The sequence below is a fragment of the Photobacterium sp. CCB-ST2H9 genome (assembly GCF_023151555.2).
Taxonomy (GTDB): domain Bacteria; phylum Pseudomonadota; class Gammaproteobacteria; order Enterobacterales; family Vibrionaceae; genus Photobacterium.
In genome coordinates, this window is sequence record NZ_CP100425.1 from 2489701 (window position 1) to 2506219 (window position 16519).

Annotated in this window: 17 protein-coding genes; 12 read left to right on the forward strand and 5 right to left on the reverse strand. The window is 50.7% G+C overall.

From position 1 onward, the window contains the following. Positions 1 to 15: 15 nt before the first annotated feature. Positions 16 to 915, forward strand: coding sequence for a uridine diphosphate-N-acetylglucosamine-binding protein YvcK (gene yvcK, locus L4174_RS11570; protein WP_248141019.1), 900 nt, complete (start codon positions 16 to 18; stop codon positions 913 to 915). On the opposite strand, the gene L4174_RS11575 is transcribed toward yvcK, so the two are convergent. The 3 genes from L4174_RS11575 to uvrB all read right to left on the reverse strand — a co-directional run bounded on the left by L4174_RS11575 (position 877) and on the right by uvrB (position 5108). Beyond that, positions 877 to 1236 carry an Hpt domain-containing protein gene (locus tag L4174_RS11575; protein WP_248141020.1) on the reverse strand — a complete coding sequence of 120 codons (360 nt, stop codon included), beginning with the start codon at positions 1234 to 1236 and terminating at the stop codon, positions 877 to 879. The two genes, yvcK and L4174_RS11575, sit on opposite strands and share 39 nt — an antisense overlap. Continuing rightward, the gene (gene luxO, locus L4174_RS11580; RefSeq protein ID WP_248141021.1) at positions 1237 to 2691 is read right to left on the reverse strand and encodes a quorum-sensing sigma-54 dependent transcriptional regulator LuxO; all 1455 of its coding nucleotides are present in this window, start codon (positions 2689 to 2691) and stop codon (positions 1237 to 1239) included. A 395-nt stretch (positions 2692 to 3086) separates the two neighbouring features. After that, on the reverse strand, positions 3087 to 5108 hold the full coding sequence (gene uvrB / locus L4174_RS11585; protein WP_248141022.1) for an excinuclease ABC subunit UvrB: 2022 nt from the start codon (positions 5106 to 5108) through the stop codon (positions 3087 to 3089). Between the two features lie 669 nt (positions 5109 to 5777). Here uvrB and rsxA point away from each other — a divergent pair. The 8 genes from rsxA (at position 5778) to gloA (ending at position 12962) form a co-directional block, all read left to right on the forward strand. After that, positions 5778 to 6359, forward strand: a complete 582-nt coding sequence (rsxA, locus tag L4174_RS11590; protein ID WP_027252796.1) for an electron transport complex subunit RsxA — start codon at positions 5778 to 5780, stop codon at positions 6357 to 6359. Between the two features lie 2 nt (positions 6360 to 6361). Further along, positions 6362 to 6946, forward strand: coding sequence for an electron transport complex subunit RsxB (gene rsxB, locus L4174_RS11595; protein WP_248141023.1), 585 nt, complete (start codon positions 6362 to 6364; stop codon positions 6944 to 6946). A gap of 5 nt (positions 6947 to 6951) precedes the next feature. Further along, positions 6952 to 9432, forward strand: a complete 2481-nt coding sequence (gene rsxC, locus L4174_RS11600; protein ID WP_248141024.1) for an electron transport complex subunit RsxC — start codon at positions 6952 to 6954, stop codon at positions 9430 to 9432. Positions 9433 to 9434: 2 nt separating this feature from the next. Continuing rightward, on the forward strand, positions 9435 to 10481 hold the full coding sequence (gene rsxD / locus L4174_RS11605; RefSeq protein ID WP_248141025.1) for an electron transport complex subunit RsxD: 1047 nt from the start codon (positions 9435 to 9437) through the stop codon (positions 10479 to 10481). A gap of 11 nt (positions 10482 to 10492) precedes the next feature. Beyond that, a complete protein-coding gene (gene rsxG, locus L4174_RS11610; RefSeq protein WP_248141697.1) occupies positions 10493 to 11125 on the forward strand; it encodes an electron transport complex subunit RsxG in 633 nt (210 codons plus the stop codon). Between the two features lie 5 nt (positions 11126 to 11130). Continuing rightward, positions 11131 to 11835, forward strand: coding sequence for an electron transport complex subunit E (locus tag L4174_RS11615; protein ID WP_248141026.1), 705 nt, complete (start codon positions 11131 to 11133; stop codon positions 11833 to 11835). 68 nt (positions 11836 to 11903) lie between these two features. Continuing rightward, on the forward strand, positions 11904 to 12545 hold the full coding sequence (gene nth, locus L4174_RS11620; protein WP_248141027.1) for an endonuclease III: 642 nt from the start codon (positions 11904 to 11906) through the stop codon (positions 12543 to 12545). A gap of 24 nt (positions 12546 to 12569) precedes the next feature. Next, complete coding sequence (gene gloA, locus L4174_RS11625; protein WP_248141028.1) at positions 12570 to 12962, forward strand: lactoylglutathione lyase; 393 nt, start codon at positions 12570 to 12572, stop codon at positions 12960 to 12962. A gap of 40 nt (positions 12963 to 13002) precedes the next feature. Here gloA and L4174_RS11630 read toward each other — a convergent pair whose 3' ends face one another. Further along, on the reverse strand, positions 13003 to 13347 hold the full coding sequence (locus L4174_RS11630) for a hypothetical protein (RefSeq protein WP_248141029.1): 345 nt from the start codon (positions 13345 to 13347) through the stop codon (positions 13003 to 13005). 175 nt (positions 13348 to 13522) lie between these two features. On the opposite strand from L4174_RS11630, the gene L4174_RS11635 reads away from it, so the two are divergent. Both L4174_RS11635 and L4174_RS11640 read left to right on the forward strand, forming a co-directional pair. Continuing rightward, the gene (locus tag L4174_RS11635; RefSeq protein ID WP_248141031.1) at positions 13523 to 14134 is read left to right on the forward strand and encodes a superoxide dismutase; all 612 of its coding nucleotides are present in this window, start codon (positions 13523 to 13525) and stop codon (positions 14132 to 14134) included. Between the two features lie 12 nt (positions 14135 to 14146). Beyond that, the gene (locus L4174_RS11640) at positions 14147 to 14590 is read left to right on the forward strand and encodes a DUF2753 family protein (RefSeq protein WP_248141033.1); all 444 of its coding nucleotides are present in this window, start codon (positions 14147 to 14149) and stop codon (positions 14588 to 14590) included. 61 nt (positions 14591 to 14651) lie between these two features. Here the strand turns inward: L4174_RS11640 and L4174_RS11645 are convergent, their stop codons facing one another. Further along, positions 14652 to 15539: an OmpA family protein gene (locus L4174_RS11645; protein ID WP_371929342.1), complete on the reverse strand. Its 888-nt coding sequence runs from the start codon at positions 15537 to 15539 to the stop codon at positions 14652 to 14654. 183 nt (positions 15540 to 15722) lie between these two features. Here L4174_RS11645 and rnt point away from each other — a divergent pair, with 183 nt between their 5' ends. Next, a complete protein-coding gene (rnt, locus tag L4174_RS11650) occupies positions 15723 to 16388 on the forward strand; it encodes a ribonuclease T (protein ID WP_248141036.1) in 666 nt (221 codons plus the stop codon). The last annotated feature ends 131 nt before the right edge of the window (positions 16389 to 16519 follow it).

Here is a 16519-nt window from a genome sequence, read left to right on the forward strand (position 1 = left end):
AGAGCATGATTCATAATGGCCAGCCAATCCATCTATTCCAGTCATAAAGTTGTCGCGATCGGTGGCGGTCACGGACTGGGGCGCATCCTGTCTTCCCTCTCTGCTTTCGGTTCGAACGTCACCGGTATTGTGACCACAACAGATAATGGCGGATCGACCGGTCGTATTCGTGCCTCAATGGGGGGAATAGCCTGGGGCGATACTAGAAATTGTATCAATCAGCTGATCACTGAGCCTTCAATTGGTTCAATGCTCTTTGAATACAGGTTCCGAGGTGATGGCGATCTCAACGGCCATAATCTGGGAAATCTAATCCTGACAGCACTCGATAATTTATGTATTCGCCCGCTGGAGGCCATCAACCTGATCCGGGAAATGCTGCACGTCGAAACTCACATTCTGCCGATGTCTGAGCACCCGACGGATCTGGCAGCCTGGTTACCGGATGGCAGTATTATCAGTGGGGAAACCAGTATTGATGAATTACAGCAAGTGCCGAAACGTCTGCTGATCGAGCCTTCTGTGCCAGCGACAAAAGAAGCCCTGTCGGCGATCAAACAAGCCGACCTGATCCTGCTGGGTCCAGGCAGTTTTCTGACCAGTGTGATGCCGCCGCTCTTACTGAGCGATCTCGCCCACGAACTGAAAGTCTGCAAAGCGCCGGTTTATTTCATCACCAATTTAGACAAAGAAAATGGCCCGGCGGGAAACATGTCGATGGAAACCATGATTCACTGGTGTGAAAGGGCAATGGGCGGAAGGAAGATCGATGGATTATTGTCCGATAAACACAGACCAGAACTTTCCGCTGAATATGACCAAGTGGTTGGGGAGTTTGCCTCCCGCAACCACGAATGGCGTCATGACAGACAGATGCTAAAAAATGCGGTTGAAAGCCTCCTGATCCGAAGCTAGATGACGATATTGCTCAGCCATATCGCCCACTAACTTCTGCAGCTCAGGTAAGTGTTCACTCACCCAGTTTTCTTGCCCCTGTTTGACACGTGATTCACACTCCTGGGCCATTTGCGCCAGGTCATCAGCTCCGAAACTGGCAGCGCTGCTTTTAATCGCATGGCTGATCTCTCTGATTTGCATCACGCTGGGCTGTTCAGCCAGTTGCTGTAAGTACTGCTCTAACTCACCGCTGAATACTTCAAGCAAGAGTGCAACAGTTTCCTGACCAACTTCTTCAGCCAGTTTCTTCAGTGTTGCTTGATTAATCATGGCAGTCATTTAATCGCTCTCCCTTTGACTACTCTCGGCCTCTTGCCAAGCCTGTAACTTTCGATAAATCGTAGAGGGACTGACTTCCAGTAATCCTGCTGCCCTCGGAATATTCCCGTCACAGGCAGCAATTGCATGCTGAATCGTCCGCTTCTCTACTTGCCACAAAGGCTCTATCTGGCCAGGAGTCACCGCTGACGGTGTACCCATATGTTGATGCACCGCCCCGGCTTCTGATACAGAAGAGGTGGGCTCTCTTTTCGATGATGCAATTTCGGCGCCAGAATCAGAGGATACCGATGGCGGGAGCATTTGTGTGAGTACTTCTTCACCATCATTGAGTACAACGATATTACGGATCACGTTCTGCAGCTCTCGAACATTACCCGGCCAGGCGTGCTGACGGAAGCGTTCAAGTACCTCGGGAGAGAACCGGCAGAACCGTTTACTTTCCTCCACTGAAATATGTCCCAGCAAAGCATGAGCAATTTCAATGACATCGTCACCACGTTCACGTAGAGGCGGCAAACTGATCGGAATCACATGCAGACGATAATACAGGTCTTCCCGAAAACGCCCCTGCTTCACTTCTTCCCAGGGATTCCGGTTCGTTGCACAGACAAAACGGACATCCACCGAATTGGTCACCGAGGATCCGACCTTTTGATACGTACCCGTTTGAATGAACCGTAGCAATTTGCTTTGCAAATCAAGATCCATTTCGCAAAGCTCATCAAGAAACAGTGTTCCCTTGTTCGCCAGTTCGACAGCTCCCTGCCTTTCAGTCAATGCGCCGGTGAAAGCCCCCTTTACATGACCAAAGAGTTCACTCTCAATCAGTTCTTTTGGAATTGCCGCACAGTTCAGAGCGACAAAAGGCATGTTCGAACGCGGACTTGCTGCATGAACCGCCTCAGCACACACTTCTTTCCCTGTACCACTTTCACCGGTGATAAACACGGTCGCCCGGCTGGAAGCGGCCGACTCAATCACACGATAAACCGCCTGCATCGGTAAGCTGGTTCCGATAAACCCTTGATATTGCGCACCTTGCGTAAGGTTTGTGCGTGTTTTGCTGTCGTCTTTGTCACGCTTCAGCGCATTGTTCACCGTAATACGTAACCGGTCAGCTTCACAGGGTTTGATCAGGAAATCTTTTGCGCCAAAACGCATCGCTTCCACCGCAACATCAATGGAGCCATGTGCCGTCATGATCACGACAGGCAGTTCAGGATGATTACCGCGGACATCTTCAAGCACTTCCATGCCGGTCATATCCGGTAAACGCAAATCCAGCAGAATTAAATCAGGTACCGAAGCTTTCATCGCCTTCAGCGCATCCGCCCCTGTCCCGACGATATTTACATTCAGCCCGAGAGGATTGAGGTAGGATTTATATAAGGCCGCGACAGACGCCGTGTCTTCGACCATTAATACCTGCCGCACTTTCTGCTTGCTATCCATTCATCCTCCGATGCAGACAATATTGATGTAATTGTAATCAATAGAAAAATAGTGACCTGCAAATTTTCCCTGTCCCTTGCAGTTTACTATTTCGCATTGCAAATCGGTTTGCAAAATGCAAAACAACATATTCAGTATAACTTTTTTGCGCGAGGAATGTGGGGAAAAATGCGAAATCACGTCTTTTTGCTCAGGCAAAAAAAGTTGGCACACTTAGTGCATCTATAAATACGACTCTGATAGAGTCAACCTAGCCAACTGACGTTGTTTGTGGAATATTTTCACTTAAACAATGATGCCAACCGAACATATTTGCGGTTGGCTTTTTTTTACCTGAAATTTGGCAAGAGACAACGGAGGCACAATGTTGCTGCCTCCGGATCACAACCATCAGTTTAGCTGTTCGCGATAAACTGTTCCCGCAGTGCATGAATCTGATCCCGCAGCTGAGCTGCTTTTTCAAATTCCAGATTCTGCGCCATATCGTACATCTGGGCTTCCAGTTTCTGGATTTCAACTTCCAGCTCCTGTGGAGACATCACACTGTAGCTGCCCTTACGTTCAGCAACTTTATGTAATTGCTCCGCTTTACTGGCGCGTCGGGTACGTCCCTGGCCCAACTCCATAATATCAGCAACCTGCTTGTTCAGTGCCTGCGGCGTAATCCCACGTTCCAGATTATATGCATGTTGTTTTTCACGACGGCGTTCAGTCTCGCCAATAGCCCGCTGCATGGAGCCCGTCATGCGGTCAGCATAAAGAATCGCTTTCCCGGATAAGTTTCGCGCTGCACGACCAATCGTCTGGATCAGTGAGCGCTCTGAACGCAGGAAGCCTTCTTTATCTGCATCCAGAATCGCGACCAGAGACACTTCCGGCATATCCAGACCTTCCCGGAGCAGGTTGATCCCCACCAACACATCAAATTCGCCCAGTCGCAAATCGCGAATGATCTCAACACGTTCGACTGTATCAATGTCAGAATGCAGGTAACGCACCCGCACCCCATGCTCATCCAGATATTCGGTTAAATCTTCCGCCATGCGCTTGGTCAGCGTTGTGACCAGGACCCGTTCATTCTTCGCTTCCCGGATCCGGATTTCAGACAACAGATCATCGACCTGGGTTGCAACAGGACGAACTTCAATTTCCGGATCCAGCAAGCCCGTCGGACGCACCACCTGCTCTGCAATATCCCCTTCGGATTTTTCCAGTTCATAATTGCCGGGCGTTGCCGAAACATAAATGGTTTGTGGGGCCAGAGACTCAAACTCTTCAAATTTCAGCGGCCGGTTATCCAGAGCCGAAGGCAGGCGGAACCCGTATTCCACCAGATTTTCCTTCCGGGAGCGGTCACCGCGGAACATCGCACCAATCTGCGAAACCGTCACGTGAGATTCATCAATAATCAGCAGGCCATCCGGCGGCAGGTAATCAAACAGCGTCGGAGGCGGTTCTCCTTCGGCCCGGCCACTCAGGTAACGGGAATAGTTTTCGATCCCCGAGCAATACCCCAGCTCGTGCATCATCTCCAGGTCAAACTGAGTACGCTGCGTGATCCGCTGCTCTTCAATCAGCTTATTATTCTCAATCAACTGTTTCCGGCGAATTTCCAGATCGGTTTTGATGTGCTCGACCGCTTCCAGGATCCGTTCACGCGGTGTAACGTAGTGCGTTTTCGGATAGATGGTTGCGCGCGGTAAGTCTTTCTGGATCACCGCACCTGTCAGCGGGTCAAAACTGCTGATACAGTCCACTTCATCATCAAAGAGCTCAATCCGTATCGCATCGTTTTCAGACTCCGCAGGAAAAATATCGATGACCTCGCCTCGTACCCTGAAGGTACCGCGCTCAAATGCCAAATCATTCCGGGTGTATTGCAGTTCTGCCAGACGACGCAGAATATCCCTTTGGTCCAGTACATCACCGCGACGCACATGCAACATCATCTTGAGATATGAATCCGGATCACCCAGACCATAAATGGCAGAAACAGAAGCAATAATCACCACATCCCTGCGTTCCATCAGCGCTTTGGTTGCAGAAAGACGCATCTGTTCAATGTGCGCATTCACGGAAGCATCTTTCTCGATAAAAGTATCGGTTGAGGGCACGTAGGCTTCAGGCTGGTAGTAATCGTAGTAAGACACAAAGTATTCCACGGCATTATTCGGGAAGAACTCCTTCATCTCACCGTAGAGCTGTGCTGCCAGCGTTTTATTGGGTGCAAGAATCAGTGTGGGACGATTCGCGGAAGCGATCACATTCGCCATGGTAAAGGTTTTACCAGACCCGGTCACACCAAGCAGGGTCTGGTGAGCGAGACCCGAATCCAGGCCTTCCAGTAACTGATGTATAGCCGTGGGCTGATCTCCCGCAGGGGCAAAAGCGGCAGCCAGATTGAACGCTTTACTCATGACAAATTCCAGAAAAGGTACAGAAAAGATTCTGTTCCCATTGTGCTGCCGCCGTCATGGTTGTCAACCAAGAAAGATAAAATCAGTGGTTGACCCGACCTTATTATCGGCGTAGTATCACGCACCTTAATACGCCTCTCTTTGATGTCTCCGGCGTCAAAAAAATGTGATAAACACATCGGATTACCTGCATCAGCATTCCCTCTGGGAATACAACTTCATCCACAGCATATCCTCAGTCTGTATTTTTTAATGCACAAGCCCAACTTGCTGATCTCTGCGTCTAGAGCATCTATTCAAATCAACCCTCGCCATATTTTTGACGATCGCCTTACGCCTATGAAACAGTGCATTAGCACCAAAGCATGATATCGATTACAAAGTAACAACTCAGAATGAAATTTAATCAAAAATGGATTTTCCCGAACTCAATCAACATACTTATCCACAGTTTCCGTGGATAAGTGAGCCAACCCCTTGTGTCCTCTGCTTTAACAAAGATCAAGTGCTTTTTTTCTCACAAGAACCAAATCGATTTTTCACCCAAATCTGACTCAAATTTTGCTGAAAAAAACAGCAACCTTGAAAAACCCCTGCGCTGAGGAGTTGTTATAGCCATCACAAAGGCAGATAATGGTTGGATTACTGGCAAGCATTAAAAAAGATGGTATGACGGAATACCTGCTCCTTCTGATCGGCACTGTTTTAGTCAACAACTTTGTTCTGGTCAAATTTCTTGGACTGTGCCCTTTCATGGGCGTCTCAAAAAAACTGGAAACTGCAATTGGCATGGGACTGGCGACGACCTTTGTGCTGACCCTGGCCTCTGTCTGCGCGTATCTGGTTGAAGCCTATATCCTTCAGCCGCTGGGGATTCAGTACCTGCGAACCTTAAGCTTCATTCTGGTCATCGCGGTTGTCGTCCAGTTCACTGAGATGGTTGTACACAAAACCAGTCCGACGCTGTATCGCCTGTTGGGGATTTTTCTCCCACTCATCACAACAAACTGTGCGGTGCTTGGTGTCGCGTTGCTCAACATCAACGAACGCCATAACTTCATTGAGTCTGTTGTATACGGTTTCGGTGCCGCGGTCGGTTTCTCTCTGGTTCTGGTGCTCTTTGCGGCGATGCGTGAACGGATTGCTGCTGCGGATGTTCCCTCACCATTCAAAGGCGCATCCATTGCGATGATCACGGCTGGTTTGATGTCGCTTGCCTTTATGGGCTTTACCGGATTAGTGAAACTGTAGTTATGAGTGGAATTTTAATTGCCATTATCGCTATCGCAATTCTGGCAGCGATCTTCGGACTGATTCTGGGTTTTGCCGCGATTCGTTTCAAAGTCGAAGCGGATCCGATTGTGGAACAAATTGATGCGATTTTACCGCAGACACAATGCGGTCAGTGCGGATACCCCGGTTGCCGACCTTATGCCGAAGCCATAGCCAACGGTGATGAGATCAATAAATGCCCGCCGGGTGGCCAGGCAACTATTGAAAAACTGGCCGACCTGATGGGTGTTGAAGTTAAAGACTCAGCCCATGATGCGGAAAAAAGCATCAAAAAAGTCGCGTTCATTCACGAAGATATGTGTATTGGCTGTACCAAGTGTATTCAGGCCTGTCCGGTCGATGCGATTGCCGGTGCAACGAAAGCACTGCATACCGTGATTAAAGAAGAATGTACTGGCTGCGATCTCTGTGTGGCCCCTTGCCCGACAGATTGTATTGAGATGATCCCTGTCGAGTCGACGCCTGAAAGCTGGCGCTGGAATCTGGACCAAATCCCTGTGGTCAACCTTCCTGCCACTGAGCACCACGGCCATAAGGTAGAATAACCGTCATGCTGTCTATTATTGAACAATTAAAACTGGGAAAACTCTGGGATTTCCCGGGTGGCATCCATCCGCCTGAGCAAAAAACACAATCCAATCAGCAGCCGATTGCGCAAGCTGCACTGCCAGAAGAACTCATCATTCCGCTCAAACAGCATCTGGGTGCCGTAGGCAGCCTTTGTGTGAATGTCGGCGACAAAGTGCTGAAAGGACAGGTATTAACCCGTACAGATGTGGCACTGAGTGTGCCTGTACATGCCCCGACTTCAGGGGTGATCAGAGCCATTGAATCACGCACGATTGCACATCCTTCCGGATTATCAGATCGCTGTATCGTGCTTAAGCCAGACGGCGAAGACCGCTGGGGTGACAAACATCCCCTTTCAGATTACCGCCAGACTGAGCCGGCAGATCTGATTGAACATATCCGCAGTTGCGGTATCTCTGGGATGGGCGGAGCCGGTTTCCCGACCGCACGTAAACTACAGAGCGCGCTGGGTAAAACGGATCTGCTGATTATCAATGCCGCGGAATGTGAACCTTACATCACTGCCGACGATCGCCTGATGCAGGACCATGCTGACGAGATTGTTGAAGGAATCCGTATCATCAGCCACATCCTGAATCCCAAAATGACGGTCATCGGGATTGAAGATAACAAACCCGAAGCCATTCAGGCACTGACGCAGGTGGTCACGGCAGAAGACAACATCCTGATCCGGGTGATTCCGACCAAATACCCGTCCGGCGGTGAAAAGCAGCTGATTAAGATTCTCACCGGCCGTGAAGTGCCAACGCAGGGCATCCCTGCTGATATTGGCATCATGATGCAAAACATCGGTACAGCACATGCAATCAAACGCGCCGTCATAAACGGTGAGCCCCTGATTCAGCGAGTTGTGACCGTCACCGGACAGACAATCAAAGAACCCGGCAACACCTGGGCACTGCTGGGTACCCCGGTTCAGTTTCTTTTGCATCGCTTTGGATACAAGCTGGATAAAAAACTGCCGCGCGTGATCATGGGCGGACCGATGATGGGATTCACCCTCCCCCACACCGGCGTGCCAATTACAAAAACAGCGAACTGTATTCTGGCCCCCAGCCGCAAAGAGCTGAGTGCTTCCAGCGACGAAATGTCCTGTATCCGTTGTACGGCCTGTGCAGAAGCCTGCCCTGTATCCCTGCTGCCCCAACAGTTACAGTGGTACGCCAAAGACGGCGACTATGACAAGTGTGAAGAATACAACCTGTTCGACTGTATTGAATGCGGTGCCTGTGCGTATGTCTGCCCAAGTGAAATACCGCTGGTGCATTATTACCGTCAGGCTAAAGCAGAAATTCGCCATCGCAAACAGGATGAACTCAGCGCGGACCGCGCCAAACAGCGATTTGAAGCCAAGAAAGAACGTCTGGAACGCGAAAAAGAAGAGCGCGAACAACGCTTCAAGAAAGCCGCAGATCAGCGCCGGAAAGACATGGCTGCCAAAGGCGGAGATGATGCCGTTGCCGCTGCCATTGCTCGTGTGAAAGCGAAAAAAGAAGCCGATGCCGCAGGTCCGGAAGTCAAACCTGCCGTTGCGGCAGCAATTGCCAAAGCAAAAGCCAAACAAGCAGAGGCTCTGGCAAATGCCCAGTCCGCTGCACCCGGCGACACAGTGCTGCCAGACAACAGTGAAATGGCGAAGTTACGGGAGCAGCGTAAACAAGAAGCCCGGGAACGAAAAGCCGCCGTTGCGGCGGCTGTTGCCCGCGCCAAAGCCCGAAAAGCGGCGCAAGGAACCGGAAGCGCAGACGCTGAAGAGAAGAAAGATGCCGTCGCCGCAGCCGTTGCCCGTGCCAAAGCACGGAAAGCTGCTCAGGAAGCTTCACAACAGCCTGAGTCCAAGGCTGGGACTGAGTCACAAACCGCAGCACCTGACGCGTCTGACAATGCAGGAGACGCGAAGAAAGCTGCCGTCGCTGCTGCCATTGCACGTGCCAAAGCCCGTAAGGCTGCACAATCGGCTGAGCAGCCACCTGCTGCTCAAGCGGAAGCAACTGAATCCCCGGAACAGACAACCGATCCGAAAAAAGCTGCTGTTGCCGCTGCGATAGCACGTGCCAAGGCTCGCAAAGCAGCTCAACAAGACAATTCAGAAACGGCGTCTTCAGACATTGAGGCTGCTGCAGAACCCGAAGTGACACAAGCAGAGCGTTCGGCAGAACCAGGCGAGACGATCGATCCCAAAAAGGCCGCAGTTGCTGCAGCCATTGCACGCGCCAAAGCACGCAAAGCAGCACAACAGGCAGAGAAACAGCCCGTGCCATCTGACAGCAATTCATCAGAAGCTGAATCAGAAAAAACGGCTGTGTCTGATGTTCCGTCAGATGATCCGAAAAAAGCAGCGGTTGCTGCCGCCATCGCCCGTGCCAAAGCCCGGAAAGCCGCTCAGGAAGCGGCACGAAAGCAAACAGATAATCAACAAGAATCAAACGAGGATAACTAACCGTGGCTTTTAATATTGCCAGTTCTCCCCATGCCCACAGCCGTCGCAGCACGCATGACATCATGCGTAACGTCATTCTTTGCTGCGGTCTCGGTTTTGCCGCGCAATGGTATTTTTTCGGTTGGGGAGTTGTCTTTCAGGTCCTGTTTGCCGGTTGCCTTGCCGTCCTGGCTGAAACCATCATTCTGGCACTGCGTCAACGCCCGCTCCGTCAGGTCAGAGATAACAGTGCTCTGTTAACCGGCGTGCTGCTCGGCCTGTCCATCCCACCTCTGGCGCCCTGGTGGATCACGGTAATCGGTATTTTCTTTGCTGTGGTGATCGCCAAACACCTCTACGGCGGGCTGGGTCAGAACCTGTTCAACCCGGCCATGGTTGCCTATGTCGTTCTGCTGATTTCATTCCCGGTTCCGATGACTTCCTGGCTGCCGCCAGCCGCTATCAGCAATCATCCGGTCACCCTGATGGAAAGCCTGCAGGTCATGTTCACCGGATTCACCGCAGACGGATTCAGTGTTCATCAGCTCCGAAACGGCATTGATGGTGTCACCATGGCCACACCGCTGGACACCATCAAAACGGCCATGAAAGCAGGATTTACAGCAACCGAAGGCATGAACAGCCCGGTATTCGGCACGCTGGCAGGTATCGGCTGGACATGGGTCAACATCGGCTTTCTGCTGGGTGGACTGGTGCTGCTGAAGCTGCGCATTATTCAATGGCAGATCCCGGTCGCTATGCTGGCTGCCCTGTTTGTCATCAGCATGTTAGGCTATATCATCAGTCCTGACGGCACAGCCTCCCCGCTTGTCCACCTGTTTTCCGGTGCGACCATGCTGGGTGCATTTTTTATTGCCACCGATCCGGTATCTGCGTCCACCACCACCCGCGGACGACTGATTTTTGGTGCCATGATCGGCATTCTGACCTATCTGATCCGTACCTTTGGCGGTTTCCCGGATGGCGTTGCCTTCAGCGTCCTTCTGGCAAACATGTGTGTGCCGTTGATCGATTATTACACCCGCCCGCGAACCTACGGCCATTCATAGGAGTCCTCATGATACTGAAGAACATGCAGAAAAACGGGGGAATCCTGGCGGTTTCAGCTTTACTGGCAACCGCCCTGGTTGCCCTCACCCACCAGGTCACCGCATCACGTATTCAGGAGCAGGAACAGAAACAACTGCTCCAGGTCCTCAATCAGGTCATTCCTGAAGATAGCCACGACAATGAAATCTATAAAAGCTGCACACTCATTCAGCAGCAAGATTATCTGGGCACCAGTGATCCGATGCCGGCCTATCTGGCGACCAAAGGCGGTCAACCGAGCGGTGCTGCCATTGAAGCCATTGCGCCGGACGGTTACAACGGCGCGATCAAGCTGATTGTCGGCCTGGACATGACCGGCACGGTCACGGGTGTCCGGGTGCTGGCTCATCAGGAAACCCCGGGGCTGGGCGATAAAATCGACATCCGGATCACACACTGGATTTACAGTTTCACCGGGCGCAAACTTGAAGGAGAAAAAGACCCCCGATGGGCCGTCCGAAAAGATGGTGGCGATTTTGACCAGTTCACCGGGGCAACCATTACGCCACGCGCTGTCGTCAACGCTGTAAAACGGGTGTCACTCTATTTTGAGAAACACAGTGACATGCTGTTCACTCAACCGACTCAATGCGAAGGAGCCTGATACCGATGAGTTCCACGCCAAATAAAGAACTGATGGCCAACGGCCTTTGGCATAACAACCCGGCGATTGTTCAGTTGCTCGGGCTGTGTCCGCTGCTGGCTGTCTCTGCAACGGTTACAAATGCGCTGGGCCTTGGCATTGCCACCACCCTGGTCCTGGTGGGCTCGAACCTGATCGTCTCACTGATCCGAGAATGGGTTCCCAATGAAGTTCGTATTCCGATCTTCGTGATGATCATTGCCGCTTTGGTGACTTGTGTTCAGCTGCTGATGAACGCTTATACCTATGGTTTGTTTTTATCACTGGGTATTTTTATCCCGTTAATTGTCACCAATTGCATCATCATTGGCCGTGCCGAGTCTTTTGCTTCCAAAAATGCCCCCATGCCTGCCGTGATAGACGGCCTGTGGATGGGCCTTGGGATGACCGCGGTGCTGGTTGTGCTGGGTGCCGGCCGGGAAATTCTGGGCAATGGCACCCTGTTCGATGGTGCTGACCGCCTTCTCGGAGACTGGGCCTCCGTCCTGCGGATTGAAGTCTTCAGTACCGAGAATAACTTCCTGCTGGCCATGCTGCCGCCAGGCGCCTTTATTGGCGTCGGTTTCCTCATTGCCCTGAAAAATATCATCGACAGGAAACGGGCAGAAAAAGTGAAAGCTGCTGAGACGAAACCTGAAATTGAACGGGTACGGATCACTTCAGTCAACTAATCAATGCTTCCGGCATCCCTACACACTCAACTGTGCCGGAAGCTGCCCTGCTGAACCTGGGAGCGAACATGAACAACCAGAAACGCGTTCAAATCCTTGAGCGACTGCGGGAGAATAACCCGCACCCTGAGACCGAGCTGAACTGGAGCACTCCCTTCGAATTGCTAATCGCCGTCCTGCTGTCTGCGCAGGCAACCGATGTCAGCGTGAACAAAGCGACAGACAAGCTGTATCCGGTTGCCAACACCCCAAAAGCCATGCTGGCACTGGGTGTCGGTGGCGTGAAGGAGTACATCAAAACCATTGGCCTGTTTAACTCAAAAGCCGAGAATGTCATCAAAACCTGCCGCATTCTGGTCGAGCAACACGGCGGGGAAGTACCGGAAAGCCGGGAAGCCCTGGAAGCACTGCCGGGCGTCGGTCGTAAAACAGCGAATGTTGTCCTGAACACGGCTTTTGGCTGGCCAACCATTGCCGTCGATACCCATATTTTCAGGGTTTCTAACCGGACCAAATTTGCAATGGGCAAGAATGTCGACGAAGTAGAGCAAAAACTGCTGAAAGTCGTTCCCAAAGAATTCAAGGTTGACGTCCATCACTGGCTGATCCTGCATGGCCGTTATACCTGTATTGCCAGAAAACCTCGCTGCGGCAGTTGTATCATCGAGGATCTCTGCGAATTTAAAGAAAAAGTCTATCCGGCTGAATAAGCCCAAAAAACAGAGGAGAGATTCATGGCTAACGGACGTATTTTGCACACCATGCTGCGTGTGGGTGATCTTGACCGTTCTATCGCGTTCTATACCGATGTCATGGGCATGAAGCTGCTGAGAAAATCAGAGAACGAAGCCTATCAGTACACACTTGCTTTCGTCGGCTATTCCGACGAGTCAGAAGGGGCTGTCATTGAGCTAACCTATAACTGGGGTACCAGCGAATATGACATGGGGACCGCATACGGTCATATCGCCATTGGGGTTGAAGATATCTATGCGACCTGTGATGCAATCAAAGCATCAGGCGGGAATGTGACGCGTGAACCGGGACCAGTCAAAGGCGGGACAACACATATTGCTTTTGTCCGTGACCCGGATGGTTACCAGATTGAGCTGATCCAGCGCAGCTGACCCAACAAATCAGGGCAGGATCAACCTGCCCTGTCTGTCTTTATTCCACCTTGCCAAAGTACTCCGTTACCTCCACCCGGTAAGTTTCATCCTGATTGCCAGGCTCCATGACTTCCACTGAATAATATGGCATATCTGACCCTTTCAGCTTCTCCAGTACATTTTCTGTCAGGTTCTCTGCACTGACGGAGCTGAACACTTCATAAGTTGCCGCTTTATTCAGCGCCATTTCTTCGGCCTGCTCTTTGGTAATCAGCTGAGCCTGAGTTGCCTCAGCCACTTTCTCTTTTAATACCTCTATGTCGCTGTCATTGAGATATTTTTCTTCTGCAAGCCCGGAAGTGGCAGTCAAAAGCACCGAGATAGCCAAGAGTTGCCATTTCATATTTTCACCACGCTTTTTCCATTTATCTGTATTGAATCTTTGATCCTTGCTTCTATCAATCTAGCGTGTTTTGCCTGTCTCTCAGCTTCAATTGTGAGAACAGTGATCATCATTCAGTTGATATTGATAATCGATCTCATTATCATCTATTGGTATTTCTTACAGGAGAACCACCATGTCATTCCACTTCCCTGCCCTGCCTTATCCCTTTGATGCACTCGAACCTTACATTGATGCGAAAACAATGGGAGTGCACTACAGCCGCCACCACAAGACATACTTTGATAAATTCATGGCTGCAATTCAGGGGACAGAGCTGGAGCATCAAAGCCTGGAAACGATTTTTGCCCGGGTATCTGAGCACAGCCCGGCCGTCAGAAACCATGGCGGAGGTTTTTTTAACCATAACCTTTACTGGCAATGTATGTCGCCTCAAGGCGGCGGCCAGCCCGGCGGCTTACTGGCTGAAGCGATTCGCTGCCATTTCGGGAGTTTCGAAGATTTTAAAACGGCTTTCTCAGATACCGCAGCGACCCATTTCGGGTCTGGTTTTATCTGGCTGTCTGTCGCAGAAGGCCGACTGGAGATTTCATCCACCAGCAACCAGGACAATCCGCTGATGGATGTCGCAGAAAAGCCCGGCATACCGATTCTGGCACTGGATGTATGGGAACATGCGTACTATCTGAGCTACCAGAACAAACGTCCAGATTACATTGATGCATGGTGGCATGTGGTGGACTGGGATCAGATCGAACAAAACTACCTGGATACACTGCAACGATAACAGGAGCATCCTATGAACGTGTCACGGTGGGAAATGCATACGTTAATGGCTTTAGAGGCAGAAAAAGCCAATAAGCCCATGATGTCGGTCATCCACTATCAGCTGGCTCTGGCTGAATCTCAGCAATTAAGACCGACTGCAGGAAATCTGGATGAGCTCGAAGAACTGCTGACAATTCAGGTCACGGCCTGCCATAACATGGCAAACTTTTGGCGGAAACAGGGGGACAATGAGTATGAACTCAAATACCTTCAGCTGGCATCAGAACAAATAATGACACTGATTCCGCAATGCCCTCACCGTGACTGTGAAGCCTTTATCAGCTCGATTGGTTGCTGCAAATCGGCACTGATCGACTTTCTCAAACGCCATCCGGATCCGAGAATCGCTCAGCAGGTTGCACAGATCACAACCTCAAATCAGTGCGAACTGATTGCCCGGTTCCGTTTACAGTGAGTTGAAACCAAAACCAGCCCATCCGGAGTCGATTCCTTCCGGATGGCCGGATCAGGCCGCCTTACATCAGACTTGAGGTTCTGCCCATAGAAATCACCACGCGGCGGTTTTTATTTCGTCCAATTGGTGTTCCGTTGTCCGCAATCGGACGACGTTCGCCAAATCCCTGCACCTGAATCCGATCTTTCGGCAATCCTAAAGACACAAAGTACTGCTCGAGCTTCTCAGCCCGGCGTTCTGACAGGGTCTGATTGGTATTCTTACCGCCGGAAGCATCGCTGTAAGTCGCAACCAGCACCAGATCAATATCCGTGCTGTACTTGATGAAGTCAGCAATTTGCGCCAGCCGTTTCTGCGATGCCTTGTTCAGCTCATCGCTGTTTTTGTCATAGTGAAGGACGGTGAAAGAAATATCTTCAAAGTTGTATGGCAGCAAATTCGCCAAACAACTGCTGAAAGTTTTGTATCCGGTGTTAAATGCAACGGCTGACAGCCCAACTTCAACTCGTTCGTTTCTGTGCTGCCAGTCGGGATAACTGAATGTAGGGATTTTCCCTTCTTCCAGTTCCGACAACATGGTCCAGGCTGTCTGTCCGCCGACGTAACCATCAAACTGTTTGAAAAATTTCAGCTTCGCCAAAGGCTCGGCGGCTTCTCCGGGACGCCATCGCGGTGGCATCGACACCAGAGTTACATTACTCGTCTGCCCCAGCGGACGACGCATCTGAAGCTCAAAATCAAGATTCATTTTTTTACTGGCGCGGGCAGTAAACTCAGCCTGGCCAAAATTCGGAATCTGATGCTGAAGCCGGCATTCTAAAGGGGTATCGACCGCCATCTCCCAAGTCGAGTCTCCGGGTGTCGCGACATAATATTTTCCTGCCCAGGCCGGTGAACAGGCTCCTATCAGTGCTAAAGACAAAGCCCCCAGCTTTAATGGCAACGTCATTTTTTTCATCCCGGTTAACCTACTTGCAAGAACTGAGTATTGTATCGGATTCTGGTGCAAAATCTTTAACCCTGTTTTCGCTTTATGGCTCTGTATCAATAATTTTTACTGTTTAGGGTTAGGGTTTAGCTTCACGGCCAGATCTGACATAATGCGGGCCTCTTTTTTTTCAACAGCATTATCATGAGCCAAGAAAACACAACAAATACCCTGAAAAGTCGCTTTCGTGGTTTCTTCCCTGTCGTCGTCGATGTGGAAACTGCCGGTTTCAATGCCAGTACAGATGCCCTGCTTGAGATTTGTGCCGTCACTTTAACCATGGACGAAGATGGATGGCTCAAACCTGCCAGCACAATGCATTTTCATATCACCCCTTTTGAAGGTGCCGTGATTCATCAGGAAGCGCTGGACTTCAATGGGATTAAAGATCCTTTCAGCCCTTTACGTGGTGCTGTTTCTGAAGAAGAAGCCCTGAAAGAGATCTACAAAGAAATCCGCAAAGAGCAGAAGGCGGCCGGCTGTTCCCGTGCCATTATGGTGGCCCATAACGCAAATTTTGATCACAGCTTCGTTATGACAGCCTCAGAACGCGCCAGTCTGAAACGTATCCCTTTCCATCCGTTTGCGACGTTTGACACAGCGGCACTCAGTGGCCTTGCATTCGGACAAACGGTGCTGGCGAAAGCCTGCGAGGCGGCCGGGATCCCATTTGATAACAAAGAAGCCCACTCAGCTCTCTATGATACGGAACGAACCGCAGAATTATTTTGTGAGATCGTTAACAAATGGAAAAAATTAGGCGGATGGCCTGTCGCACCGCTTCAAACAGATGATGCCGCACAAGCCTGACGTTCCTGAGCCAATACTCATCAGACCTCTTACCAAAGCCCAGCAATGCTGGGCACTTTTCTGAGACAAATTAATTCACAGCACAAAAGTCAAACATATGTTTTAAACATAATTTAATAATACACCGTCCA